Origin of the sequence: Paracoccus sp. SY, assembly GCF_002901215.1 — a bacterium.
Lineage (GTDB): Bacteria > Pseudomonadota > Alphaproteobacteria > Rhodobacterales > Rhodobacteraceae > Paracoccus > Paracoccus acridae.
The window spans coordinates 1-26,152 of record NZ_NWMQ01000025.1 but is presented as its reverse complement, the minus strand read 5'-3'; the positions used below and the strand labels follow the sequence as shown (position 1 = coordinate 26,152).

The window sequence follows — 26,152 nt, the reverse complement described above, 5'->3', positions numbered from 1 at the left end:
GCTTATTCCTTGCGGTCGATGGCGCGGGCGATCAGGGCGTCGAAATCCGCCGGACTGCGGACTTCGGCCACCTCCTCGGCCAGGACGGTGACGCCGCGCCGCGCCATCGCCTGATAGCGCGGCTGGCGATGGGCCAGGGCGCGCGCATAGGTCCAGCGGATGAAGTCGTCGGGATTGACCTCGTCCCCGTCCAGGCCCTTTTCGACCCGATAGGCGATCCAGGCCTTTTCCAGGAATTCCGGCTGGTAATACATGGGCTTGGGCGCCCGGTCGAAGCGGCGCACCAGTTCGGCGGTATGCGCGTCCGACCCCTTGATCCAGACCATCAGAAGGTCGCGCTCCAGCGCGGACAGCACCGGATCGGCGGGATCGTCGGGGTCCACGACCTCGCAGATGGACCCGCCGCTGTCGCAGACGAAATGCGGGATGGCATAGATGTCGCGGGCGCGGTCCATGAAATGGCGCGTGTCCAACAGGGCCGCGATTTCCGCGCGGCGGTGCTGGTTCTGGCGCAGGCAGTATTCGTCGAAGGGCAGCCCCCCGCGGCTTGGGCTGCCGGGCTTGCCCAGATAGGTGGACAAGGGCGCCAGGTTGTCGAAGGTGATGTTCGAGGCAATATAGACGCTGTCGGACAGCAGCAGCTCACGCAGGAAGGGGACCTTCATCGCCTCGCGCTTGAAGTTGTCGGCGATGAATTCGCCCATGTAGCGGGTGCCGATGCGGTAATCGACGCTGTAGTGGAACCAGTCGCCCGCCTCGCGCAGCATGTTGGCCAGATAGGTCTTGCCCAGGCCCGACATCCCGAACAGGACCACGCGCTTGGCGCTTGCCCCCAGCCAGTCGCTGCCGCTGCGATAGATCATCGGATGTTTCCCTCGTTTCGGGCGCATAGGTAATGCGGGGGCCGCGAAAAGCAAAGGCCCCGCCGAAGCGGGGCCCTGTCGTCATGATGGATGCGGCGTCAGAAGCTGTAGCCGATGCGGACGCCGACACCCCAAGCGTGGTTGTCTTCCATCGTGGCGACGGTGGTCTTGTTGCCGCTTTCGCCGATGCCCACGTCGGAACCACCCAGCCGGGTGTAGTTGATGCCGGTCGTGATCTTGATGTTGTCCATCGTGTAGATGCCAGCCAGGGTGACACCCTTGCGCCCGTTGGTCGGGGCAAGTGGCGAAACCGTATCCCCTTCGCTGGGTTCGTAGAGGAACGACAGAGACGCGGACCAGTTGTCGGTAAGCTTGCGCCCGATGCCGATCGTATAGGTCGTCGTATCCTCGACCTCGACCAGCGGCACGGTTCCCCCTGTCGGGGTAGCAATGGGAAAGACAGCGTTGTCCACGATGAACTCTGACCACTTCACCCAACGGATCGAACCGAAGACCAGGGTGTCCTGCGCAATGCCGGTCTGTCCTTCCAGGGTCCAGCTACGCGGTGTCTTGACCGTGTACTGTCCCGAAATCATGTCCGTGATGCCGTCAATCCCGCCGATGATGTCGCCTGTTTCGGTCATGTCGAAGTCGTGGTCGATCGAAGAGTTGTAGGTTAGCGACACACGACCGGCGATTTCGGGTATTTCGTAGGCCGCGCCTAGGACGTAGCCCATACCCCATTCGTCGTCGATCTCCAAGGCATAGGGCGGCGCAATCCGGTTGTACCCTAACCCGTTCAAGGTCACGCCACCATCGGCTTTCGACGCACGAATCCCGCCATGGATCGAAAAGTTGTTCTCGAACTTGTATCGCGCCAATGCCGTGAAGGTGGTCGAGTTAACCTCGACCCGCGTGCCGCCCAGAACGGGCGAACCGGCGGGCGCAAGCGGATAGCGGATGTCCGCCCCGAACGGCTGCTCCATGATGATGGCCGCCGACAAGTTATCGTTGAACTGGTGCTTGTAGGACAAGCCGACAAAGCCATACCCCTGCGCGACGTCGCCGGTCGGGCTAGGAGCAATGCCGGACGGAAAAAGGGGATTGGGCGGAACACCGACATCCGTTCCCTCAACTGTCGGGTCCACACCGCCAAAGCTCAATTCCGCATAATTCCCCTGCTCGAACAGGACCGCCAGCGATTGCGGCGCACGTTCGATGCCACCGGCGACCAGCGGGGATGCAGTGATCAGCAGAACCGCGCTGCCGGACAAGATTTTTTTCATAGATTCCTCCCTTGGCAGCCATTCGACCGCTGGATTCGAGCTTACCGCCGATGTTCTTCAAATCAATTAACGGTGCAATATGACGCCGCGTCGGGACCCCATATGACAGGGCCCAGTGACATTGCGGCAACTTTCGGTTGTTCCGGCTTACAGCGCGACCGCAAGAAATCCGCGCCGCCGCACTGGACAAACCCCCCGACCCGTGAAAGGGGAAACTGCCAGACGAAATTGACGCAAGGATACCTCCCATGCAGATTCGTGAGGCGCTTACTTTCGACGATGTGCTTCTGGTTCCCGCCGCGTCCACGGTCATGCCATCGACCGCCGATGTGACGACGCGCGTGACCCGCGCCATCGCCATGAACATTCCGCTTCTGTCCTCGGCCATGGACACGGTCACCGAAAGCCGCATGGCGATCGCCATGGCGCAGGCGGGCGGCATGGGCGTGATCCACCGCAACCTGTCCACCGAACAGCAGGCCGACGAGGTTCGTCGCGTCAAGCGGTTCGAAAGCGGCATCGTCTATAACCCGATCACGCTGCGCGCCGACCAGACGGTGGGCGACGCCAGGGCCTTCCAGGAACGCTTCAACGTCACCGGCTTTCCGGTGGTGGACGACGAGGGCCGCGTGGTGGGGATCGTCACCAACCGCGACATGCGCTTTGCCAGCGACAACCGCACGCCGGTGCGCGCGGTCATGACGACGGACAACCTGGCGATCCTGCGAGAGCCGGCTGACCGGCAGCAGGCCATCGGCCTGATGAAGGAACGCCGGATCGAAAAGCTTCTGATCACCGACGGCCATGGCAAGCTGACCGGCCTTCTGACGCTGAAGGATACCGAGAAATCGGTCCTGAACCCGCTGGCCTGCAAGGACGACCTGGGGCGTCTGCGCGTCGCCGCCGCATCCACCGTCGGCGACGAGGGGTTCGAGCGCAGCCAGGCCCTGATCGAGGCGGGCGTGGACATGGTGGTGATCGACACCGCCCACGGCCATTCGGCAGGCGTCGCCAAGGCGGTCGAGCGCGTCAAGATGTTCTCGAACGAGGTGCAGGTGGTGGCGGGCAACGTCGCCACGGCCGAGGCCACGCGCGCCCTGATCGACGCGGGCGCGGATGCGGTCAAGGTGGGCATCGGGCCGGGGTCGATCTGCACGACGCGGATCGTGGCTGGCGTGGGCGTGCCGCAACTGACGGCGATCATGGACGCGGCCTCGGCCGCGGGCGACGTGCCGATCATCGCGGACGGCGGCATCAAGTTCTCGGGCGATTTCGCCAAGGCCATCGCGGCAGGCGCAAGCTGCGCCATGGTGGGCAGCGCCATCGCCGGCACCGATGAATCGCCGGGCGAGGTGATCCTGTACCAGGGCCGGTCCTTCAAGTCCTATCGCGGCATGGGCAGCCTTGGCGCCATGGCGCGCGGCTCGGCCGACCGTTACTTCCAGAAGGACGCCGCGACCGACAAGCTGGTGCCCGAAGGGATCGAGGGGCAGGTGCCCTACAAGGGTTCCGCAAGCGCGGTGATCCACCAGCTTGTGGGCGGGCTTCGCGCCGCCATGGGCTATACCGGCTGCGCCACGGTCGAGGAGATGCGCAAGAACTGCCAGTTCGTGCGCATCACCGGCGCGGGACTGAAGGAAAGCCACGTCCACGACGTGCAGATCACCCGGGAAAGCCCGAATTATCGCCTGGGGTGAGGCAAGCGAAAAGGCCGGTCTTGGGACCGGCCTTTCTTCTTATTCCTCGTCGTTGTCGGCGACATCCGCGATGTCGTCCAGCGACACGTCGCCGTCGTCATCGTCTTCTTCCAGCAGATCGTCGTCCAGCTCGCCGCTGTCCTCGCCCAGATCGTCGTCGTCATCGACCAGGTCGTCGTCGTCGCGAACGGCGGTCTTTTCGGTGACCAGCGTCTTGCCGCGGCTATCGGTCAGGCTTTCCAGCGTGAACGTGTTCCCGCAGGCGGGGCAGGTCATCGGATTGGCCCGCAGGTCATAGAAGCGGGTGGCACAGTGCGGGCACAGGCGTTTCGTGCCCCATTCCTCTTTGGGCATGGCATTCTCCTTCCGCCGCGTTTAGGGAAATCGGTGGTCCCCCTGCCACAGGCGCGGGGGGGTGTCAAAGGCTTTTCTGACAGGGACGGCGGGGCAGGGCAAGGGCAGGCGGATGGCCGAGGCGTTCACCATCGCCAATGGATTGCGGATCACCCTGCGCCGGTCGGCCCGCGCGCGGCGCATGGTGCTGCGGGTGCCGCGCGACGGCGGGCCGGTGGTGCTGACGCTGCCCGCCCATGTGGCGCTGTCCGACGGCGCGGCCTTTGCGGAATCGAAATCGGCCTGGCTGATGCAGGCCACCCAGCGGCGGCCCGCCCCCAGCATCGTTCGCCACGGCGCCGCCCTGCCGGTCGCGGGCGAGATGCTGGCCCTGACGCCCGCCGCCGTCCGCGCGGCGGCTGTTGCGGGCGCGGCCCTGCTGCTGCCCGCCAGCCGCCCTGCCGGGCCGGTGGTGCAGGCCTTCCTGAAGCATCGCGCCATGGCCGACCTGCGTGCCGCCTGCGACCGCCATGCCGGGGCGCTTGGCCGCCCTTATCGCGCCATCGTGCTGCGCGACACGCGGTCCCGCTGGGGCAGTTGCACATCCGACGGGCGGCTGATGTTTTCCTGGCGGCTGGCGATGGCGCCGCCTGCGGTGCTGGACTATGTCGCAGCCCACGAGGTCGCGCATCTGCGCCACATGGACCATTCGCCGCGCTTCTGGGGGGCGGTGGCGGGGCTCATACCCGACTATGCCCGCCACCGCGACTGGCTGAAGCGGCATGGGTCGGACCTGATGGCCTGGCAGTTCCGCGACCCCGCCGGGGATTGACGGGGAGGGGCTTTGTGATCACAACCGGGCCATGAACGCCCCTGCACGCCCCACCGACCCTTCGGCCCATGAAAAGCTGTATCGCAACCTGCGCAGCCGGATCATGCTGGGCGAACTGCCGCCCGGCAAGCCGCTGACCCTGCGCGGCATCGCCCGCGAATATCACCTGTCCATGACCCCCGCGCGAGAGGCCGTGCGCCGCCTAGTGGCCGAAGGCGCGCTGACCCTGTCGGCATCGGGCCGCGTCACCACGCCCGCGCTGTCGGACGACCGGATCGAGGAACTGGCGGCGCTTCGCGCCCTGATCGAGCCCGAACTGGCCGCCCGCGCCCTGCCGCGCGCCCATTTCGCGCTGATCGACCGGCTGGCACAGATGAACGCGCGCATCGCCGACGCGGTCGAAAACCACGATGCCGTGGGTTACATCCGCTGCAACCTGGAATTCCACCGGATGCTGTATCTACGCGCGCAGGCCCCGGCGATGCTGGCCATGCTGGAGACGATCTGGCTGCAGCTTGGCCCGACCATGCGGGCGCTGTACGGCCGGGTGAAGCGGAACGAGCCCCCGCGCCATCACCGCATGATCCTGGCCGCGCTGCGGGCGGGGGACGAGCCCGCCCTGCGGCTGGCCGTGCGCGCGGATGTCACGCACGGGCTGCGTCACCTGACCTCGGGCTAGGGCGGGGGGCTAGTAGCGGCCCATCTGCGGCATCTGCATCTGCGGCAGGCCAAGCCCGCCAAAGCCCAGCGTCGGGATCTCGGACGGGATGACGCGGGTGTATTTCGTGCCCTCGATGGAGGCGCCGGCCATCAGCCCCGCCTGGCCGAAGATCATCGCCACGACCGGAAGCTGCGCGGTGATCGTGTCCGCGCCAAGCGCCATGCCGCCCTGCGGGATCGCGTAGAAGGCATTGGCCCCGGCAAGCCAGCCGGGCGAGGCGCGGAAGGATGCAAGCGCCGCATCGGTCTGGAAGATCAGCACATGGGCATATTGCTGCGCGCCAGCCTGCAGGCCCACGGTGGCGCGGGTGGCGGAATAGTAATCCACCGTCGCCCCGCCGATCCGCAGCGCGCCCTGGCCATAGGCCCCGCCCACGCCAAGCGCGGCCTCGGTCATCAGCGGCATATACAGGACGCCGCGCGCGTTCTGCACCAGGGCCTGCGCCGAGGGATAGTTCTGGATCAGGTAGTTATGCGTCTCGTCCACCCGCGCATCCAGTTGCGCGTTGGCATTGGTGCCGACCGCATTGCTGCACCCGGCAAGCGCCAGGGCAGCGGTTCCGGCCGCGCCCTTCAGCAGCAAGCGTCGATTGATCCGGGTCCGGAAAAGGCTGCTCATCACTTGTCCCCACATGTCGCGCCGGGTGCCCGGCATTTTTCGGCGAATGTAGGAGATTCGGCCGGGGCTGTCACCCGCCACTGTGGGGGCGGGCGACGGATCGCCTGCGCTCAGGCGCGGGCCGCGATCGCCTCGGCCACAAGCGGCGCGAAATAGGTCAGGATGCCGTCGCAGCCTGCCCGACGGAAGCACAGAAGGCTTTCGAACATCGCATCCCGCGATAGCCAGCCGTTGCGGATCGCGCCTTCCAGCATCGCGTATTCGCCGCTGACCTGATAGGCGAAGGTCGGCGCGCCGAACTGGTCCTTCACGGCGCGGCAGATGTCCAGATAGGGCAGGCCGGGCTTGACCATCACCATGTCCGCGCCCTCGGCCAGGTCGCGGGCCACGCAGCGGATCGCCTCGCCCCGGTTGGCGGGATTGACCTGATAGGTCTTCTTGTCGCCCACCAGCCGACCGGATGCGCCGACCGCGTCCCGGAACGGTCCATAGAAGCTGGAGGCGAACTTGGCCGCATAGGACAGGATCGCCGTATGCTTGTGGCCCGCCTGTTCCAGCGCCGACCGCAGCGCGCCGATGCGCCCGTCCATCATGTCCGACGGTCCCAGGATGTCCGCGCCGCTTTCAGCCTGAGCCAGGGCCATGCGGACCAGGGCCTCGACCGTTTCGTCGTTCAGGATCTCGCCGTTCACCACGATGCCGTCATGGCCGTTTGCGTTATAAGGATCCAGCGCGATGTCCGTCATCACCGCCAGGTCCGGCGCGGCTTCCTTGACCGCGCGGATGGCCCGGTTGCCGATGTTGTCGGGATCCCAGGCGCGTTCGCAGGTTTCGGTCTTAAGATCCTGGTCGGAATGGGGAAAGATGCAGATGGCCGGGATGTTCAGCCTTGCCGCCCGTTCCGCCGCGCGCTTGGCCCCGTCCAGCGTCAGCCGTTCCACGCCGGGCATGGAGGCGATCTCGCCCTCGGCCCCCGAAACCTCGGTCACGAAGATCGGCCAGATCAGGTTGGCGGGCGTGACGTCGCATTCCGACACCATGGCGCGGATCGCAGGGGTCCGGCGCAGGCGGCGCAGGCGCGAGGCGGGGAAGGGGGCGATGATCGGCGTCGGCATGGCAGGCTTCCTTTCGGGGGCGCAAGACGGCTTTTCCTTCTGCAACAGCCGTTCTAAGGTCGCGCGCGACCAAGGACAAGGAAGCCCGCGTGCCGCAATTCGACAGCCTGATCGGCTTTCTGGACAGCCGGTCCTTTGGCACGGTCTGGTATTGGCTGGTGGTGATCGGCACCTGGTCCCTGACCGGTCGCAACGTGATCGGCGTCCCGGCCGAGATCGTCAGCCGCGCACGCAGCGCGGTGCAGGCAGGCCAGGGCGACTGCCCCGTGGTCCTGCATCTGCTGGACTGGCTGTCGCTGGTGCTGCCCCGTTGGCGGCTGGGTCCGCGGGAAGGACTGGTCTTCCTGGCGGTGACGGGATTCCTGCTGACATCCTTGGCGATCCTTGGCATCGGCTATGCGCTGGAACTGGCGCTGGCGGCCTTTCTGCTGCTTCTGCCCTTTGCGATCCTGTTCTGGTTGCGCGTGGCCCTGGCCCGCCGCCTGATGCCGCTGCTGGAAGCGGCCGAAGAGGGCAGCCGCCCGATCCCCGAAGCCGCGGCCGAGGCAATCCGGCGCATGGTCATCCACCGGCGACTGGTCACGGTCCTGTCGATGGCGGCCGTCGCCGTCACGGCGCTGTGGGGGGCGTTGTGGTCGGTGATCCATCCTTATGGCTTCTGAACTTGACTCCGCCGCGCGGGGCTTTACCTGACCTCCATGGCCGAACACCTGATCCTTTCCGGCGCGCCCGAAGGCTATGACGCCGCGCTGATCGCGCGCGAAGCCGCGCGCGGCACTCCCGTCATCCACATCGCCCGCGACGACCGCCGCATGGCCGCGATGCGCGCGTCCCTGGCGTTCCTGGCGCCCGATCTTGCAGTCCTGAACTTCCCGGCCTGGGACACGACGCCCTATGACCGCGTCTCGCCCTCGCCCGATATTCAGGCGTCGCGGATGGCGACGCTGGCCGGGCTGGCGCAGGGGGCGGTCAAGGGGCCCTTCGTGCTGCTGACCACGCTGAACGCGGTGCTGCAGCGGGTGCCCGCGCGCGATCTGGTGGAGGGCGCAAGCTTCGTCGCCCGGGTGGGCGACCGCATCGACGAAGGCGCGCTGCGCGACTTCCTGGTGCGCATGGGCTTCACGCAGTCGCCCACCGTGACCGAACCCGGCGACTATGCCGTGCGCGGCGGCATCATCGACATCTTCCCTCCCGGTGAATCCGGGCCGGTGCGGCTGGACCTGTTCGGCGACGTTCTGGACGGCGCCCGGCGCTTCGACGCGGAAACCCAGCGCACGACCGAGAAGCTGTCCCGGATCGAGCTGGCACCCATGTCCGAGGTGATCCTGGATCAGGACGCCATCACCCGGTTCCGCCAGAATTACCGCAGCGAATATGGCGGCGGCACCAACGATCCGCTGTATGAAAGCGTCAGCGCGGGCCGCAAGACGGCTGGCATGGAGCATTGGCTGCCCTGGTTCCACGACCGAATGGAAAGCCTGTTCGACTATCTTCGCGGCGCCTCGGTCGTGCTGGACGACCATGTGGGGCAGGTGATCGACGCCCGCCGCGCCATGATCCGCGAACAGTTCGACGCGCGAAAGGCCGCCATGGCCGCCAAGGGGCGCAGCGACACGGTCTATAAACCCGTGCCGCCCGACGCGATGTTCCCCACCGAAGGCGAATGGAACGACTGGCTGTCGCGTCATCGGGTGCTGCGCTTGTCGGTCCTGCCGCAGCCGCCGGGGCCGGGCGTGCTGGATGCGGGCGGGCGCGTGGGCCGCAATTTCGCGCCTGAACGCCAGGCCGAAAGCATCAACCTGTTCAAGGCTCTGGCCGATCATGTGAAGGTTCTTTCCAAGGATCATCGGGTCATCGTCGCCAGCTTCTCGGACGGGGCGCGGGAACGCCTGTCGGGGCTGCTGGCCGATGAAGGCATGACTGCGGCAAAGCCCATTGCCGACATTCGCGACCTTTCTGACACGCCGGGCACTGTGGGCCTTGCCGTCTGGCCGCTGGACGAAGGCTTCGTGGCCGACGGACAGGCGCTTGGCAGGCTGGCGGTGATTTCCGAACAGGACGTGCTGGGCGACCGGCTGATCCGGGGCGCGAAGAAGCGCCGCAAGGCCGACAATTTCCTGAAGGACACCACCAGCCTGACGCCTGGCGATCTGGTGGTCCATGTCGAACACGGCATCGGGCGCTATACGGGGCTTGAGACGATCAAGGCCGCAGGCGTGCCGCATGACTGCGTTGCGCTGGAATATGCGGGCGGCGACCGGCTGTACCTGCCGGTCGAGAATATCGAACTGCTGTCGCGTTACGGCCACGAGGAAGGCCTGCTGGACCGGCTGGGCGGCGGCGCCTGGCAGGCCCGCAAGGCGCGGCTGAAGGAACGCATCAAGCTGATCGCCGACAAGCTGATGCGCGTCGCCGCCGAACGCCTTTTGCGCGCCGCCCCCGTGCTGGAGCCAGAGGATCACGACTGGCAGGCCTTCGCCGCCCGCTTCCCCTATAGCGAGACCGAGGACCAGCTGTCCGCCATCGAGGACGTGGCCGAGGATCTGGCGGCGGGCCGCCCCATGGACCGGCTGATCGTGGGCGACGTAGGCTTCGGCAAGACCGAGGTCGCGATGCGCGCGGCCTTCATCGCCGCCAGCCAGGGGATGCAGGTCGCGGTTGTCGCGCCGACGACGCTGCTGGCCCGGCAGCATTTCAAGACCTTCGCCGAACGCTTCCGCGGCACTGCGATCTGCGTGCGCCCCTTGTCGCGCTTCGTTTCCGCCAAGGACGCCGCCAAGACCCGCGAAGGGCTGTCGGATGGCAGCGTTGACATCGTGGTCGGCACCCATGCGGTTCTGGCCAAGGGGGTGCGCTTCAAGAACCTGGGCCTGCTCATCATCGACGAGGAACAGCATTTCGGCGTGGCCCACAAGGAACGGCTCAAGGAACTGCGGTCGGACATCCACGTCCTGACCCTGACCGCCACGCCCATCCCGCGCACGCTGCAACTGTCGCTGACCGGGGTGCGCGATCTGTCGGTCATCGGCACGCCGCCCGTGGACCGCCTCTCGATCCGCACCTATGTCAGCGAATTCGACAGCGTCACCGTGCGCGAGGCCCTGCTGCGCGAGAAATACCGTGGCGGCCAAAGCTTCTTCGTCGTCCCGCGACTGGCCGACCTGCCGGATGTGGAACACTGGCTGCGCGAAAACATGCCCGAGGTCAGCTATATCGTCGCCCATGGCCAGCTTGCTGCGGGCGATCTGGACCAACGCATGAACGCCTTCTACGACGGCAGCCACGATGTGCTGCTGGCGACCACCATCGTGGAAAGCGGCCTCGACATCCCGACCGCCAACACCATGATCGTCTGGCGGGCGGACATGTTCGGCCTGGCGCAGCTTTACCAGATCCGGGGCCGCGTGGGCCGGTCCAAGACCCGCGCTTATTGCTATCTGACGACCAAGCCCCGCCAGCCGCTGACACCCCAGGCCATGCGCCGGCTGAAGTTCCTGGGGTCCATCGACGGGCTTGGCGCGGGCTTCAACCTCGCCAGCCAGGATCTGGACCTGCGCGGCGCGGGCAACCTGCTGGGCGAGGAACAGTCGGGCCATATCAAGGAGGTGGGTTTCGAGCTTTACCAGCAGATGCTGGAGGAGACGATCGCCAAGCTGAAATCCGGCGAGATCGAGGGCACGCCCGAGGATGAATGGGCGCCACAATTGAACCTCGGCGTGCCGGTCACGATCCCGGAAAGCTATATCCCCGACCTGGACGTGCGGCTTGGCCTTTACCGCCGCCTGTCCGGCCTGACCACCAAGGTCGAACTGGAAGGCTTTGCCGCCGAGCTGATCGACCGCTTCGGCCCCCTGCCGCGCGAGGTGAACACCCTGCTGCTGGTGATCCGCATCAAGGCGATGGCCAAGCGGGCCAATATCGCGCGCCTGGATGCCGGGCCGAAGGGGGCGACGGTGCAGTTCCACATGGACCGCTTCCCGAACCCCGCGGGCCTGGTGGAATTCCTGACCGACCAGCAGGGGCAGGCGAAGGTCACCGACAACAAGATCTTCCTGGCCCGCGACTGGAAATCCGACGCCGACCGCATCAAGGGCGCCTTTGCCGTCGCGCGCGATCTGGCCGCCAAGGCCAAGGCCGCCAAGTGACCGGACAGGTCCGGTTCGACCGGGGACCGCTGCCGGGCGGCACGCTGTTTGCCGCCCCGCGCATGGTGATCCGCGCGGACAGTCCCTCGGGGGTTGGGCCTGCCCTGCTGGCGATCGAGGCCGCGCGGGCCCAGGGGCTGTGGGTCGCGGGATACCTGTCCTATGAACTGGGCCACGCGCTGACGCCGAAGCTTGCCGCCCTGATGCCTGTCCAGCGGGACTGCCCGCTGATCCTGATGGGCGTCTTCGACCGCCCGCGCCCCGCGCCCGCCTTGCCCGAACCGACCGGTGTGCGGATAGGACCGGCCCGGCCGCTGTGGTCGCGGGCGCGCTATGACGCGGCCATCGACGCGGTGCGCGCCTATATCGCGGCGGGCGACTGTTATCAGATCAACCTGACCTTCCCGATGCTGGCCGAGGTTCAAGGCGATCCGCTGGCGATCTATGCCGCCCTTGCCGCCCGCCAGCCGGTGGGCGAGGGGGCCTTTGTCGATCTGGGCGGGCCGGTCGTTCTGTCGCGCAGCCCCGAACTGTTCTTCGCGGTCGATGACCAAGGCATCATCGAAACCAAGCCGATGAAGGGCACCGCGCCTCGCGGATTGGACGCCGGTGCCGACGCCGATCTGGCGCGCGACCTCGCGCTGTCCGAAAAGAACCGGGCCGAGAACCTGATGATCGTGGATCTGCTGCGCAACGACCTGTCGCGCATCTGCCTGCCCGGCAGCATCCGCGTGCCGCAACTGTTTCATGTCGAAACCTATGCGACCGTCCACCAGATGATCTCGACCGTGACAGGCCAGCTTGCGCCCGGCGTCGGCTTTCCGGATATCCTCCGGGCGATCTTTCCCTGCGGCTCGATCACCGGGGCGCCCAAGATCCGCGCGATGGAGATCATCGCCGAACTGGAGCAGGCGCCGCGCGGGGTCTATTGCGGGGCAATCGGCTGGATCGACCCGGCGGGGCCGATGCGCTTTTCCGTGGCAATCCGCTCGCCGGTGCTGGAGGCGCCGGGGCGGTTGCGGCTGAATGTCGGCGGCGGCATCATCCATGACAGCCGCGCCGGTTCCGAATGGGAGGAAGCATTGTGCAAGGCCGCATTCCTGGACCTGTCCCCGAAGGCCTGACCGTCTTCGAGACCATGCGCGCCGAACCCGATGGGCGCATCGCGCTGTGGCCGCTGCATCTGGACCGGCTGCGGGCGGGCTGCGCCACGGTGGGCTTTGCCCTTGACGAAGCGCGGGTGATGGCGGTCTTGGCCGGGCTGCCGCGCGGCCGGGTGCTGCGAGCGCGGCTGGCCGTCGATGCGGCGGGCCAGGTCGCGCTGACCCACCAGCCGCTGCCGCCGAACCCGGATCTGTGGCGGGTCGTCGTCTCGGATCTGCGGCTGGACAGCGGGGATCCCTGGCTGCGGGTCAAGACATCGCACCGGCCGATCTATGACCGCGCCCGCGCGACCCTTCCCGCAGGGGTGGACGAAGCGATCCTGCTGAACGAGCGCGGCGAGGTTTGCGAGGGCACGATCACCAGCCTGTTCCTGCGCAAAGGCGCGCGCCTGCTGACGCCGCCATTGTCCTGCGGCCTGTTGCCCGGCGTGCTGCGCCGGTCGCTGGTCGAGGCGGGCCGCGCCGAGGAAGCGCGGCTGATGCCCGACGACCTGCGCGACGGAGAGTTCCTGATGGGCAATGCCCTGCGCGGGCTGATCCCGGCGCGGCTGATCTAGGGCGCAGCGTTTCCGACCCCCGTCGAGGGGGCCGGAAACGCCAAGCCTTCGGCTTGCCGCCCCCGCAAAAGGAAAGCCCCGCCGCGAACAGGTCGGGCGGGGCCTCGTTTCTGTCGTGCCGATCAGTCGGCGGTCAGCAGCGGCGTCTTGGACTTTCCAATGCGCGGGGCGTCGGGGCCGGTGATATCGAAGACGGGCTTGTCGTCCTCGATCTTGACGCGGACCACGCCGCCCTTGGTCAGTCGGCCGAACAGCAGTTCCTCGGCCAGCGGCTTCTTGATGTTCTCCTGGATCACGCGGCCCAGGGGACGGGCGCCCATCTTGTCGTCGTAGCCCTTTTCGGCCAGCCAGTCGGCTGCTTCCGGGGTCAGTTCGATATGGACATTGCGATCCATCAACTGCGCTTCCAGTTGCAGCACGAACTTCTCGACCACATGGACCACCACGTCGCGCGACAGCGCGGCAAAGCTGATGACCGCGTCGAGGCGGTTGCGGAACTCGGGCGTGAAGGTCCGCTCGATGGCGGCGGTATCCTCGCCCTCGCGCTTGTCGCGGCCGAAGCCGATCGCCGCCTTCTGCATGTCCGAGGCCCCGGCGTTCGAGGTCATGATCAGGATCACGTTGCGGAAATCCACCTGCCGGCCGTTGTGGTCGGTCAGCTTGCCGTGGTCCATCACCTGCAACAGGATGTTGTAGACATCCGGATGCGCCTTCTCGATCTCGTCCAGCAGCAGCACGCAATGCGGATGCTGGTCCACGCCGTCGGTCAGCATCCCGCCCTGGTCAAAGCCGACATAGCCCGGAGGCGCGCCGATCAGGCGGGACACCGCGTGCTTCTCCATGTATTCCGACATGTCGAAGCGCAGCAGTTCGACACCCAGGGTCGCGGCCAGCTGCTTGGCGACCTCGGTCTTGCCCACCCCGGTCGGCCCGGCGAACAGATAGTTGCCGATGGGCTTTTCGGGTTCGCGCAGGCCGGCGCGGGCCAGCTTGATGGCCGATGACAGGGCGGTGATCGCCGCATCCTGCCCGAAGACCACGCGCTTGAGCGAGCTTTCCAGATCGCGCAGAACCTCGGCATCGTCCTTGCTGACGTTCTTGGGCGGGATACGGGCGATCTTGGCCACCACGGCCTCGATCTCCTTCGGGCCGATGGTCTTGCGCCGCTTGCTTTCGCTGACCAGGTGCTGGGCCGCCCCGGCCTCGTCGATCACGTCGATGGCGCTGTCGGGCAGCTTGCGGTCGTTGATGTAACGGCTGGCCAGTTCCACCGCCGACTTGATCGCATCGTTGGTATAGCGCAGGTCGTGGTGCTTCTCGAAGGATGGCTTCAGGCCCATGAGGATCTTGATCGTGTCGGGCACCGAAGGCTCGTTCACGTCGATCTTCTGGAACCGGCGCGACAAGGCCCGATCCTTCTCGAAGTGCTGGCGGAATTCCTTGTAGGTCGTGGAGCCCATGCAGCGCAGCTTGCCGCCCGACAGCGCGGGTTTCAGCAGGTTCGAGGCATCCATCGCCCCGCCCGAGGTCGCGCCCGCGCCGATCACGGTATGGATCTCGTCGATGAACAGGATCGCGTCCGGATGGTTTTCCAGTTCCTTCACGACCGCCTTCAGCCGTTCCTCGAAATCGCCGCGATAGCGGGTGCCCGCCAGCAGCGCGCCCATGTCGAGCGAGAAGATCGTGGCGCCCGCCAGCACGTCCGGGGTTTCCCCACGCGTGATCTTCAGCGCAAGGCCCTCGGCGATGGCAGTCTTGCCCACGCCGGGATCGCCCACCAGAAGCGGGTTGTTCTTGCGGCGGCGGCACAGGACCTGGATCGCGCGTTCCACCTCGGCCTCGCGGCCGATCAGCGGGTCGATGTCGCCCTTCTTGGACTTGGCATTCAGGTCCACGCAATACTTGCCAAGCGCGGTTTCATCCTTGGATTCCGTCGCGGCCTCGGCCTGCTTCTGTTCGGGTTCGTCCGACCCGACGACCTTGCGGTTCTCGTTGAAGGAGGGGTTCTTCGCCACGCCATGCGCGATGAAGTTGACCGCGTCGTAACGGGTCATGTCCATTTCCTGCAGGAAGAAGGCCGCGTTGGATTCGCGTTCGGCAAAGATCGCGACCAGCACGTTGGCGCCCGTGACCTCTTGCCGGCCCGAGCTTTGGACATGGATTGCGGCACGCTGGATCACCCGCTGGAAGGCGGCTGTCGGCACGGCCTCGGACCCTTCCACATCGGTGATCAGCGTCGAAAGATCGTCCTCGATGAAGTCGATCAGCAGCTTGCGAAGTTCGTCCAGGTCGACATTGCAGGCCCGCATCACCTTGACCGCGTCCGGTTCCTCGGTCAGGGCCAGCAGCAGGTGTTCGAGCGTGGCAAGCTCGTGTCGATGTTCGTTCGCCAGGGCAAGCGCCTGGTGGATGGCCTGTTCCAATGAGGTCGAGAAGCTTGGCACGGTCGTCTCCTGTCAGTCGACTGGCGGTATGGGCATATCTTGAGGCCCACCTGCCCAGACTGTCACGATACAGTTAAGATTTGGTGGAATTCGGGCGGCATCAAGTGGTATTTTTAGCCGATGCCACGGTTTTCCCACGGTTGAGGCAAATGTGATGCGCCATGGTGCGGATTTCAAGCGCCAGCCCCTGCATGTCGATTTTCACTTGCCGGTCAGAATGCGTCCTTCATCGCGCGGAGCTTCGCGAAGACCTTGGCATCCGAGGCATCTTCCATCCCCAGCCCCGTGCGCAGGGCCGCCACACGCAGGAACGGATTCGTCTCGCGCTCAAGCGACAGGGGGGCAGGGGCGCAGGGCATCCGGGCGCGCTGGACGGTGTCCAGGCGGTCGCGCAGGGCTTGGTTGTCGGGATCGACCGACAGGGCGAAGGCGCCGTTGCCCGCGCAGTAATCGTGGCCCGAACAGATCAAGGTGTCTGCCGGCAGGGCGTTCAGCCGCGCCAGGCTGTCCCACATCATCTGCGGCGTCCCTTCGAACAGGCGGCCGCATCCCAGGGCCATCAGGCTGTCGGCGGTGAAGGCAAAGCCCGATTGCGGAAAATGAAAGGCGACATGACCGACCGTATGGCCGGACACGTCGAGGATCTTCACCGGCTCGCCCAGGGCTTCCAGCGGCTCGCCGGGCGTGATCCGCAGATCCAGCGGGGGCAGGCGATGGGCGTCGGCGGCGGCGCCGATCACCATGGCGCCGGTTTGCTTCACGATCTCGGCCACGCCATCCACATGGTCCGAATGGTGATGGGTCAGCAGGATCGCCGACAGGCCCCAGTCGCGCGCCGCCAGTTCCTGCAGGATCGGCGCGGCCTCGGGGGCGTCGATCAGGACGGTGCCCTCGTCGCCATGCAGCAAATAGGCATAGTTGTCCTTCAGGCAGCGCAGCGTGACCAGTTCCAGCGGCATTGGCAAAGTCCTTTTCCTGTGATGTGGTCAAGCCTGTCAAAAGCCGGGCCGGGGCGCAATGCACCACGATATCGCCGACCTTCGCCAGTTCTATTACCAGCGGTCACTGGGGCGCGTGGTGCAGCGCATCCTGCGCGACCGGCTGGTGTCCCGCTGGCAGCCGGCAGGCTGCACCGGCATGAACGTGGCGGGCTTCGGCTTTGCCGCGCCGATGCTGCGTCCCTATCTGCCCACGGCGCGGCGGGTCACGGCCTTGATGCCGGGGCCGCAGGGGGTGATGGCCTGGCCTGCCGGGATGCCCAACCACAGCGTCCTGTGCGACGAGACGGCCTGGCCGCTGGAAACCGGAAGCGTGGACCGGCTGGTGATCCTGCACGGGCTGGAGACCAGCGACGATCCCGCCGCCCTGCTGGCCGAGGCCTGGCGCGTCCTTGGACCCGGCGGGCGGGTCATGGCGATGGTGCCGAACCGCGCGGGCTTGTGGGCGGCATCAGACCGCACGCCCTTCGGCCTGGGGCGCAGCTATACGACCGGACAGATCGAGACCCAGGCCCGGCGCGCGGGCTTTGTCCCGGAATGGCACGGATCGGCGGTGTATATCCCGCCCTCGGACCGGCGGTTCTGGCTGGGCAGCGCGCAGATGTGGGAACGCACCGGCATGCGGATCAGCCGCGTGCTGATCGCCGGCGTCGTGCTGACCGAACTGTCAAAGCAGGTCCGCGCGCCCATCGGCCCGGAACTGCGTGTCCATGTGCCAAGCCCGCTGGAGATTCTGGACGGGGTCGTCGGCCCCCGCCCGGCCCGTGCGCCGCTGGGCCGAAACTTGCACCATCTGCAGAAGAGAGGGCGTGCCCCCGGGTCGAATCGCGAAGAAACCTGTCCATAAGGTGAACTGACGGCCGTCACCGGTTTCGCATATAGCCTAAAGTCGTAACTGGTAGCCTACTTTTGTGTCCGTCCGTCCGGTCGGTCCTGGTATCGGCAGGACGGTCAAGCCGTCCTCTGTACAGTGCTCGGTTGCGCCCGGCATGCGTGCACTGCGTCCGCGGGTCACGCATGCCGGGTTTTTTCCGGCCCATTTGCGGAAACGGTTCCCCCTGCGTCCAGGGAAGCGGGGCCTGTTCCGGTCTTGCCACGATGCGGGACGGGGTGTTTTGCGCACCGTTCCGCGGGCTGAGGATTGTTAGCCCGCAAGCCTCTTATTTCCATGCGCTATCCGGTTGCCCGGCCCGCAATCACCTGCTAGAGACGCCGCAGATTTCCGAACGGCCCTCCATAAGCCGTGCGACTGCGACCCGCACCCCGCGACAGACCGGCAGCAAACCGGCCCGCCAGTGGGGCTTGCGCAAACCGTAAAGGATGACCGTGGCCAACTCTGTTTCCATGTCCCAGAGCATCGCCGGGCGCTATGCGCAGGCCGTCTTCGACATCGTCAAGGAAGACGGGGGCCTGGACGCCCTGGCCCAGCAGACCGAGGATCTGGGCGCCGCGCTGCATGACAGCGCCGACTTGCGCGCCCTGATCAGCTCTCCCATCTATACCCGTGACGACCAGGCCCGCGCCATCGGTGCCCTGGCGCAGAAGATGGGATTTTCGCCGGTCCTGGCCAACACGCTGCAGCTGATGTCGAAGAACCGCCGCCTGTTCGTGCTGCCGCAGTTGGTGCGCCAGTTGCAGGCGCTGATCGCCGCAGAACGCGGCGAGGTGACGGCCGAGGTGACGAGCGCCGTTGCGCTGACCGACGACCAGCAGGCCCGCCTGCGCGATACCTTGGCGCAGAAGTCGGGCAAGAAAGTGAAACTGAACACCCGCGTCGATGAGGCTCTTATCGGCGGCATGATTGTCAAGCTGGGCTCGCAGATGATCGACAGTTCGATCCGCTCGAAGCTCGCTTCCCTCCAGAATGCTATGAAAGAGGTCGGATAATGGGAATCCAGGCAGCCGAGATCTCGGCCATCCTCAAGGATCAGATCAGGAATTTCGGTCAAGAAGCCGAAGTGGCCGAAGTGGGCCAGGTGCTGTCCGTCGGTGACGGCATCGCCCGCGTCTATGGCCTCGACAAGGTGCAGGCCGGCGAGATGGTGGAATTCCCGGGCGGCGTCCGGGGCATGGTGCTGAACCTCGAAACCGACAACGTCGGCATCGTGATCTTCGGCGACGACCGCGACATCAAGGAAGGCGACACCGTCAAGCGCACCCGCTCCATCGTGGACGTGCCGGTCGGCAAGGGCCTTCTGGGCCGCGTCGTGGACGCGCTTGGCAACCCGATCGACGGCAAGGGCCCGATCGAGTTCACCGAGCGTCGCATCGCCGACGTCAAGGCGCCGGGCATCATGCCGCGCAAGTCGGTGCACGAGCCGATGGCGACCGGCCTGAAGTCGGTTGACGCCATGATCCCCGTTGGCCGGGGCCAGCGCGAACTGATCATCGGCGACCGCCAGACCGGCAAGACCGCCATCGTTCTGGACACGATCCTGAACCAGCAGAACTACAACGGCCGCGAGGCCGAGGGCATGAAGACCCTGCACTGCATCTATGTCGCCGTGGGTCAGAAGCGTTCGACCGTCGCCCAGCTGGTCAAGAAGCTGGAAGAAACCGGCGCCATGGCCTATACGACCGTGGTGGCCGCGACCGCGTCCGACCCCGCGCCGATGCAGTTCCTGGCGCCCTATTCGGGCACCGCGATCGGCGAATACTTCCGCGACAACGGCATGGACGCGCTGATCATCTATGACGACCTGTCCAAGCAGGCCGTGGCTTACCGCCAGATGTCGCTGCTGCTGCGCCGTCCGCCCGGCCGCGAAGCCTATCCGGGCGACGTGTTCTATCTGCACTCGCGCCTGCTGGAGCGTTCGGCCAAGCTGAACGAGGCCAATGGCGCAGGCTCGCTGACCGCGCTGCCGATCATCGAGACGCAGGCGGGCGACGTGTCGGCCTATATCCCGACCAACGTGATCTCGATCACCGACGGCCAGATCTTCCTGGAAACGGAACTGTTCTTCCAGGGCATCCGCCCTGCCGTGAACACCGGTCTGTCCGTGTCCCGCGTGGGTTCTGCCGCCCAGACCAAGGCGATGAAGTCGGTCGCCGGTCCGGTCAAGCTGGAGCTGGCCCAGTACCGCGAGATGGCGGCCTTCGCCCAGTTCGGGTCCGACCTCGACGCCGCGACCCAGCGCCTGCTGAACCGCGGTTCGCGCCTGACGGAACTGATGAAGCAGCCGCAGTATCGTCCGCTGACCAACGCCGAGATCGTGATCGTGATCTATGCCGGCACCAAGGGTTATATCGACAACGTGCCGGTGCGCGACGTCGTTGCCTGGGAAGACGGGCTGATCCAGTTCCTGCGCAACCAGAAGGCCGACCTGCTGGACGACATGACCCGCAACGACCGCAAGGTTTCGGGCGATCTGGAAGACGCGATCAAGGCTGCTCTGGACGCATACAACAAGACCCGCGCCTGAGAGGGGGAATAGATGCCCAGTCTCAAGGATCTCAAGAACCGGATCGGAAGCGTCAAGAACACGCGGAAGATCACGAAGGCGATGCAGATGGTCGCCGCCGCGAAGCTGCGCCGCGCGCAGGACGCGGCGGAAGCCGCGCGCCCCTATGCCGACCGCATGGCGGCGGTGATGGCCGGACTGACCGCGAATGCGGCCGGTTCGGCATCCGCGCCGCGCCTGCTGGCGGGGACGGGTGCGGACCGCAAGCATCTGCTGGTCGTGATGACCTCGGAACGCGGTCTGGCCGGCGGCTTCAACAGCACCATCGTCAAGCTGGCGCGGCAGCACGCCGACCGCCTGCGCGGCGAGGGCAAGGAAGTCGCGATCATGACCGTCGGCAAGAAGGGCCGCGAACAGCTGAAGCGTGAATACGGCAGCCTGTTCGTGAACCATGTCGACATGTCCGAGGTCAAGCGCGTCGGCTATGACAACGCCCGCGCCATCGCGGACGACGTGCTGGACCGCTTCGAGGCCGGCGACTTCGATGTCGCCACGATCTTCTACAACCGCTTCGAATCGGTGATCAGCCAGGTTCCGACCGCGCGCCAGATCATCCCCGCCGAGATGCCGGAAGGCGAGGCGGCTGGCGGAGCCTCGGCGCTTTACGATTACGAACCCGGCGAGGAAGCCATTCTGGCCGACCTGCTGCCGCGTTCGGTCGCGACGCAGATCTTTGCGGCGCTTCTGGAAAACGCCGCGTCCGAACAGGGCGCGCGGATGACGGCCATGGACAACGCCACGCGCAACGCGGGCGAGATGATCGACCGTCTGACGACCGAGTACAACCGCTCGCGTCAGGCCGCGATCACCAAGGAACTCATCGAAATCATCTCGGGCGCCGAGGCGCTCTGACACGTAGGGGTAATCACATGGCAGAGGCCACTGGTAAAATCACGCAGGTGATCGGCGCCGTCGTTGACGTGCAGTTCGACAATCACCTGCCGGCGATTCTGAACGCGCTTGAAACCACCAACAACGGCAAGAAGCTGGTCCTGGAAGTGGCCCAGCATCTTGGCGAGAACACCGTCCGCACCATCGCCATGGACTCGACCGAAGGTCTGGTCCGCGGCGAGCGCGTGAGCGACACCGGCGGCCCGATCACCGTGCCGGTCGGAGACGTGACGCTGGGCCGCATCCTGAACGTCGTGGGCGAGCCCGTTGACGAGGGCGAGCCGCTGAACGTCAGCGAACGCCGCGCGATCCACCAGCCGGCGCCGGAATTCGCCCAGCAGGCGACCTCGTCGGAAATCCTGGTGACGGGCATCAAGGTCATCGACCTGCTGGCCCCCTATTCCAAGGGCGGCAAGATCGGCCTGTTCGGCGGCGCCGGCGTGGGCAAGACCGTTCTGATCATGGAACTGATCAACAACATCGCCAAGGTGCACTCGGGCTATTCCGTGTTCGCGGGCGTGGGTGAGCGCACCCGCGAAGGCAACGACCTTTACCACGAGATGGTGGAGTCGGGCGTCATCAAGCCGGACAACCTGGCGGAAAGCCAAGTGGCCCTGGTTTACGGCCAGATGAACGAGCCTCCCGGGGCGCGGATGCGCGTCGCGCTGACCGGCCTGACCGTGGCCGAGCAGTTCCGCGACGCCACCGGCACCGACGTTCTGTTCTTCGTGGACAACATCTTCCGCTTCACGCAGGCCGGTTCCGAAGTGTCGGCGCTGCTGGGCCGCATCCCATCCGCCGTGGGTTACCAGCCGACGCTGGCCACCGACATGGGCGCGATGCAGGAACGCATCACCTCGACCAAGAACGGCTCGATCACCTCGATCCAGGCCGTCTATGTTCCGGCCGACGACCTGACCGACCCGGCGCCCGCCACGACCTTCGCCCACCTGGACGCCACGACCGTGCTGTCGCGCGCGATCTCGGAACTGGGCATCTATCCGGCCGTGGACCCGCTGGATTCGAACAGCCGTATCCTCGATCCGGCCGTCGTCGGAGAGGAGCATTACCAGGTCGCCCGCGACGTCCAGGGCATCCTGCAGAAGTACAAGTCGCTGCAGGACATCATCGCCATCCTGGGCATGGACGAACTGTCCGAGGAGGACAAGCTGACCGTGGCCCGCGCCCGGAAGATCCAGCGCTTCCTGTCGCAGCCCTTCGACGTGGCGAAGGTGTTCACCGGTTCCGACGGCGTCCAGGTGCCGCTGGAAAAGACCATCGCGTCCTTCAAGGCCGTGGTCGCGGGTGAATACGACCACCTGCCCGAAGCCGCCTTCTACATGGTCGGCGATATCGAGGACGTGAAGGCGAAAGCCCAGCGTCTGGCGGCAGAAGCCGCGTAAGGGGGGGAAATGGCCGATACCATGCAGTTCGACCTCGTGTCGCCGGAACGGAGACTTGTCTCCGTTCCCGTGCGCGAGGTGCGCCTGCCGGGCACGGATGGCGATCTGACCGCCATGCCCGGCCATGCGCCCACCATCGTCACGCTGCGGCCCGGCCTTGTCACGGTCGTGGGGGCCGACGGATCGCAGACCGAATTCGCCGTCACCGGCGGATTTGTCGAGATCAGCGCCGATTCGGTCAGCCTGCTGGCCGAACGCGGCCACCCGCGCGAGGAAATGACCCAGGCCGTCTATAACGACATGATGGCCGAGGCTCGTCGTCGTCGCCAGGCCGTCGAAGGCAAGCGCGATTCGGTGGGCGAGGATGTCGTCACCGCCGCGGTCAAGCTGCTGGCGGACATGGAGGCCCTGGGCACCCATGTGGGGCTGGATCCGAATCAATCGACCGTGCCCGCCTAAGCGGCCGGCTTGAAGAAAGAAAACCCCGGCGCGGCAGCCCGCGCCGGGGTTTTTCATGCCTGCGGCGCAGCCCCGGTGCCCCGTTCCCGGTAAGGCGTGCTGCCGTAAAGCGCGCGATAGCATTTCGAGAAATGCGACGGGCTGGAAAAGCCGGACGCCAGCGCAACCTCGATGATCGACATTTCGGTCTGCATCAGAAGATTGCGCGCGCGGGCCAGCCGAGTTTCCATGTAATAGCGTTTCGGGCTGCGGTTCAGATAGCGGCGGAACAGGCGTTCCAACTGCCGCGTGGACATGCCCGCATCCGCCGCCAGCCGGGCAGGGCTGATCGGGTCTTCCAGGTTGCCCTCCATGCGGGCGATCACGGCGGCCAGGCGGGGGTGGCGGACGCCGATCCGGGTCGGGATGGACAGCCGCTGCCGGTCCTGGTTGGTGCGGATCGTGGTGTGCAGCATCTGGTCCGCGACTTCGGTCGCGATGGCGTCGCCCTGCGCCTCGGCGATCAGGTGCAGCATCATGTCGATGGACGACGTGCCCCCCGCCGCCGTCAGCCTGTTCCCGTCATTGACGAAGACCGACCGATACAGATCGACCTGCGGAAAGGCCTCGGCGAAGCCATCGTGGTTTTCCCAATGGATCGTGGCCTTGCGCCCGTCCAGCAGCCCGGCCTCGGCCAGGATCCAGGCGCCGGTGCAGACCGCGCCCATGCTGGCGCCCCCGCGCGCCTGTTTGCGCAGCCAGGTCAGAACGGGCCTGGTCGCCTCGCGGGCGATGTCGGTGCCGCCGCAGACGATGACCACTTCATCGCGTTCGGGGACAATCTCGGCATCCAGGCCGCCGTCCAGGGCCACCCTTGCGCCGTTTGAGCAGGTGGCCCAGTCGCGGCCGGCGCCCACCAGACGCCAGGAATAAAGTTCGCCCCCGGCGGCGCGGTTGGCCAGCCGCAGCGGTTCGATCGCGGCCGTGAACGGCAGCATGGTGAACCTGTCCAGCAACAGGAACGTGAAGCGTCGGGGTTTTTCGGAGGGCATGGGGCAGTCTTCGCGCGTGATCACGACACATCATCAGGGATTTGCGACCGCTGCAAGGGGATCCGCCTTCTTCCCCCCGGCATCATTCCCGTCTATACCTGCACGATCATTTTTCCAAGGAGTCCGTGCCATGACGCAGGAGAACCGCAAGACCGTTGCCACCCAGTCCTGGGACAAGGCCGGTTGGCGCGCCTATCCACGCGTGCAGATGCCGGAATATACCGACCCGGCCGCCCTGAACGCGGTCGAAGCGCAGTTGCGCCGCTATCCGCCCCTGGTCTTTGCCGGAGAGGCGCGCCGCCTGAAGGCCCAGCTTGCCCAGGCGGCCGAAGGCCGCGCCTTCCTGCTGCAGGGCGGGGATTGCGCCGAAAGCTTTGCCGAATTCAGCGCCGACAACATCCGCGACACCTTCAAGGTGCTGCTGCAGATGGCCGTGGTCCTGACCTGGGGCGCGCAGATGCCGGTGATCAAGGTCGGCCGGATGGCGGGGCAGTTCGCCAAGCCCCGCAGCGCCCCGACCGAGGTGATGAACGGGGTCGAGCTTCCCAGCTATCGCGGCGATATCATCAACGGCTTCGACTTCACGCCCGAAGCGCGGATCCCCGATCCGCAGCGAATGCTGGCGGCTTACACGCAGGCGGCGGCGTCCCTGAACCTGCTGCGGGCATTCTCGACCGGCGGTTTTGCGGACATGCACCGCGTCCAAAGCTGGATCGCCGATTTCGTGGGCGGCCCCGAGGCGGCGAAGTACCGCGACATCGCTGGCCGGATCAGCGACGCCATGGCCTTCATGCAGGCGGCGGGCGTGAATTCCGACACGGCGCACCAACTGTCCAAGGTCGATTTCTACACCAGCCACGAAGCCTTGCTGCTGGAATATGAGGAAGCCCTGGCCCGTGTCGATTCGACGACCGGCCTGCCAGTGGCCGGGTCGGGCCACATGATCTGGATCGGAGACCGCACCCGCCAGGTGGATGGCGCCCATGTCGAGTTCTGCCGGGGCGTGCAGAACCCCATCGGGTTGAAATGCGGCCCGACCACGACGGCGGAAGACCTCAAGGTCCTGATGGAGAAGCTGAACCCGCAGAACGAGCCGGGCCGGCTGACCCTGATCGCGCGCTTCGGGGCGGGCAAGGTGGGCGACCATCTGCCGCGCCTGATCCAGACCGTCCGGTCCGAGGGCGCGAATGTCGTCTGGTCCTGCGACCCGATGCACGGCAACGTCATCAAGTCCTCGACCGGCTACAAGACGCGGGCCTTTGATTCGATCCTGCGCGAGGTGCGAGAGTTCTTCGCCGTCCACAAGGCGGAAGGCACGATCCCCGGCGGCGTGCATTTCGAGATGACGGGCCAGGACGTGACCGAATGCACCGGCGGCGTCCGCGCGGTCACCGACGAGGATCTGTCGGACCGTTACCACACCGCCTGCGATCCGCGCCTGAACGCCAGCCAGTCTCTGGAGCTGGCCTTCCTGGTGGCCGAGGAGTTGCGCAACCGCCGCGAAGCCGCCGTCCGAACCCCGGACGCCATGGTGGGCTGATGCCTCACGGCCGCCCTTGCCGGGCGGCCGATTTTGTCTGCACCATGGCTTTGGTGGCAAGGTGGTCGTTCCAGCCGCCGGTGCCGCTGTGTCTCGTCCGTCCAACGGATCGGCGCAAATGAATGGCCCGGCCGCCTGCGGTCGGTGAACAGCACTCGCAGCATGGGACAGCCTTGGGGTGTGATATCCGGTGACAGAACTCCGCAACCCAGGCCGCAACAAGGACAGATCGTGCGGGTTGCAGGACTAAAGTGGTGGATGGCCCTGGGCGCTCCTCAGGCGGCGCTGCGGCGAAGCAGGGTGGCCTCGATCAGGATGCGGCCCTCCTGCACCTTGGCGGCGAAGGTCCGCACCCGGCCTTCGTCCGCGCCCTGGGCCTGGCCGGTGTTCATGTCGAAGACCCAGTTGTGCAGCGGACAGGTGACAAAGGTGCCGTGGACGATGCCTTCGGACAAAGGCCCGCCCTTGTGGGAGCAGCGATCCTCCAGCGCGAAGACGCGGTCGTCGGCGGTGCGGAACACGGCCACGCAGCCCTGCGCGGTCCTGACCACGCGCGCGCCTTGGGCCGGGACGTCGTCAAGCGATCCGATATCGA

The 26,152-nt window shown here is 66.4% G+C and carries 23 protein-coding genes; 14 read left to right on the top strand and 9 right to left on the bottom strand.

Annotated elements, in window-relative coordinates; translation table 11 throughout:
- Window positions 1-2: 2 nt before the first annotated feature.
- Both CK944_RS15695 and CK944_RS15690 read right to left on the bottom strand, forming a co-directional pair.
- Window positions 3-863, bottom strand: a complete 861-nt coding sequence (locus tag CK944_RS15695) for an ATPase (protein ID WP_103174018.1) — start codon at window positions 861-863, stop codon at window positions 3-5.
- 98 nt (window positions 864-961) lie between these two features.
- Complete coding sequence (locus CK944_RS15690) at window positions 962-2,149, bottom strand: OmpP1/FadL family transporter (RefSeq protein WP_103174017.1); 1,188 nt, start codon at window positions 2,147-2,149, stop codon at window positions 962-964.
- A 248-nt stretch (window positions 2,150-2,397) separates the two neighbouring features.
- On the opposite strand from CK944_RS15690, the gene guaB reads away from it, so the two are divergent.
- Window positions 2,398-3,846 carry an IMP dehydrogenase gene (gene guaB / locus CK944_RS15685; RefSeq protein WP_103174016.1) on the top strand — a complete coding sequence of 483 codons (1,449 nt, stop codon included), beginning with the start codon at window positions 2,398-2,400 and terminating at the stop codon, window positions 3,844-3,846.
- A 39-nt stretch (window positions 3,847-3,885) separates the two neighbouring features.
- On the opposite strand, the gene CK944_RS15680 is transcribed toward guaB, so the two are convergent.
- Window positions 3,886-4,200, bottom strand: coding sequence for an FYDLN acid domain-containing protein (locus CK944_RS15680; protein WP_103174015.1), 315 nt, complete (start codon window positions 4,198-4,200; stop codon window positions 3,886-3,888).
- A 112-nt stretch (window positions 4,201-4,312) separates the two neighbouring features.
- Here CK944_RS15680 and CK944_RS15675 point away from each other — a divergent pair, with 112 nt between their 5' ends.
- Together CK944_RS15675 and CK944_RS15670 are read left to right on the top strand one after the other, a co-directional pair.
- The gene (locus CK944_RS15675; RefSeq protein WP_103174014.1) at window positions 4,313-5,011 is read left to right on the top strand and encodes a M48 family metallopeptidase; all 699 of its coding nucleotides are present in this window, start codon (window positions 4,313-4,315) and stop codon (window positions 5,009-5,011) included.
- A 31-nt stretch (window positions 5,012-5,042) separates the two neighbouring features.
- Entirely contained in the window at window positions 5,043-5,690 is a 648-nt protein-coding gene (locus CK944_RS15670; protein ID WP_103174013.1) for a GntR family transcriptional regulator, read from the top strand.
- A gap of 9 nt (window positions 5,691-5,699) precedes the next feature.
- Here the strand turns inward: CK944_RS15670 and CK944_RS15665 are convergent, their stop codons facing one another.
- Both CK944_RS15665 and hemB read right to left on the bottom strand, forming a co-directional pair.
- Complete coding sequence (locus CK944_RS15665) at window positions 5,700-6,350, bottom strand: YSC84-related protein (RefSeq protein WP_103174012.1); 651 nt, start codon at window positions 6,348-6,350, stop codon at window positions 5,700-5,702.
- Window positions 6,351-6,460: 110 nt separating this feature from the next.
- A complete protein-coding gene (hemB, locus tag CK944_RS15660; protein WP_103174011.1) occupies window positions 6,461-7,465 on the bottom strand; it encodes a porphobilinogen synthase in 1,005 nt (334 codons plus the stop codon).
- Window positions 7,466-7,554: 89 nt separating this feature from the next.
- On the opposite strand from hemB, the gene CK944_RS15655 reads away from it, so the two are divergent.
- The 4 genes from CK944_RS15655 (at window position 7,555) to CK944_RS15640 (ending at window position 13,330) form a co-directional block, all read left to right on the top strand.
- A complete protein-coding gene (locus CK944_RS15655; protein WP_103174010.1) occupies window positions 7,555-8,127 on the top strand; it encodes a hypothetical protein in 573 nt (190 codons plus the stop codon).
- A 36-nt stretch (window positions 8,128-8,163) separates the two neighbouring features.
- On the top strand, window positions 8,164-11,610 hold the full coding sequence (gene mfd, locus CK944_RS15650) for a transcription-repair coupling factor (RefSeq protein ID WP_103174009.1): 3,447 nt from the start codon (window positions 8,164-8,166) through the stop codon (window positions 11,608-11,610).
- A gap of 62 nt (window positions 11,611-11,672) precedes the next feature.
- On the top strand, window positions 11,673-12,734 hold the full coding sequence (locus CK944_RS15645) for an aminodeoxychorismate synthase component I (protein WP_371411671.1): 1,062 nt from the start codon (window positions 11,673-11,675) through the stop codon (window positions 12,732-12,734).
- Entirely contained in the window at window positions 12,695-13,330 is a 636-nt protein-coding gene (locus tag CK944_RS15640; RefSeq protein ID WP_239986101.1) for an aminotransferase class IV family protein, read from the top strand. Before CK944_RS15645 ends, CK944_RS15640 begins: the two co-directional genes overlap by 40 nt.
- Before the next feature lie 122 nt (window positions 13,331-13,452).
- Here CK944_RS15640 and clpA read toward each other — a convergent pair whose 3' ends face one another.
- Window positions 13,453-15,774, bottom strand: coding sequence for an ATP-dependent Clp protease ATP-binding subunit ClpA (clpA, locus tag CK944_RS15635; protein WP_103174007.1), 2,322 nt, complete (start codon window positions 15,772-15,774; stop codon window positions 13,453-13,455).
- 212 nt (window positions 15,775-15,986) lie between these two features.
- Window positions 15,987-16,733: a hydroxyacylglutathione hydrolase gene (gene gloB, locus CK944_RS15630; protein WP_103174006.1), complete on the bottom strand. Its 747-nt coding sequence runs from the start codon at window positions 16,731-16,733 to the stop codon at window positions 15,987-15,989.
- Window positions 16,734-16,791: 58 nt separating this feature from the next.
- Here gloB and CK944_RS15625 point away from each other — a divergent pair, with 58 nt between their 5' ends.
- The 6 genes from CK944_RS15625 to CK944_RS15600 all read left to right on the top strand — a co-directional run bounded on the left by CK944_RS15625 (window position 16,792) and on the right by CK944_RS15600 (window position 22,986).
- Window positions 16,792-17,619: a methyltransferase domain-containing protein gene (locus CK944_RS15625; RefSeq protein ID WP_103174005.1), complete on the top strand. Its 828-nt coding sequence runs from the start codon at window positions 16,792-16,794 to the stop codon at window positions 17,617-17,619.
- A 479-nt stretch (window positions 17,620-18,098) separates the two neighbouring features.
- Window positions 18,099-18,659 carry a F0F1 ATP synthase subunit delta gene (locus CK944_RS15620; protein ID WP_188714654.1) on the top strand — a complete coding sequence of 187 codons (561 nt, stop codon included), beginning with the start codon at window positions 18,099-18,101 and terminating at the stop codon, window positions 18,657-18,659.
- The gene (atpA, locus tag CK944_RS15615; protein ID WP_103174003.1) at window positions 18,659-20,194 is read left to right on the top strand and encodes a F0F1 ATP synthase subunit alpha; all 1,536 of its coding nucleotides are present in this window, start codon (window positions 18,659-18,661) and stop codon (window positions 20,192-20,194) included. The genes CK944_RS15620 and atpA overlap by 1 nt, the downstream gene beginning before the upstream one ends.
- 12 nt (window positions 20,195-20,206) lie before the next feature.
- On the top strand, window positions 20,207-21,085 hold the full coding sequence (locus tag CK944_RS15610; protein WP_103174002.1) for a F0F1 ATP synthase subunit gamma: 879 nt from the start codon (window positions 20,207-20,209) through the stop codon (window positions 21,083-21,085).
- A gap of 17 nt (window positions 21,086-21,102) precedes the next feature.
- A complete protein-coding gene (gene atpD / locus CK944_RS15605; RefSeq protein WP_103174001.1) occupies window positions 21,103-22,527 on the top strand; it encodes a F0F1 ATP synthase subunit beta in 1,425 nt (474 codons plus the stop codon).
- Between the two features lie 9 nt (window positions 22,528-22,536).
- Window positions 22,537-22,986 (top strand): F0F1 ATP synthase subunit epsilon, encoded by a 450-nt coding sequence (locus CK944_RS15600; RefSeq protein WP_103174000.1) that lies wholly within the window; start codon window positions 22,537-22,539, stop codon window positions 22,984-22,986.
- Between the two features lie 53 nt (window positions 22,987-23,039).
- On the opposite strand, the gene CK944_RS15595 is transcribed toward CK944_RS15600, so the two are convergent.
- Complete coding sequence (locus CK944_RS15595) at window positions 23,040-24,017, bottom strand: GlxA family transcriptional regulator (protein WP_103173999.1); 978 nt, start codon at window positions 24,015-24,017, stop codon at window positions 23,040-23,042.
- Between the two features lie 130 nt (window positions 24,018-24,147).
- On the opposite strand from CK944_RS15595, the gene CK944_RS15590 reads away from it, so the two are divergent.
- Complete coding sequence (locus tag CK944_RS15590; RefSeq protein WP_103173998.1) at window positions 24,148-25,557, top strand: class II 3-deoxy-7-phosphoheptulonate synthase; 1,410 nt, start codon at window positions 24,148-24,150, stop codon at window positions 25,555-25,557.
- A 275-nt stretch (window positions 25,558-25,832) separates the two neighbouring features.
- Here CK944_RS15590 and nirD read toward each other — a convergent pair.
- A partial coding sequence (gene nirD, locus CK944_RS15585) for a nitrite reductase small subunit NirD (RefSeq protein WP_103173997.1) occupies window positions 25,833-26,152 on the bottom strand: 320 nt, incomplete at its 5' end.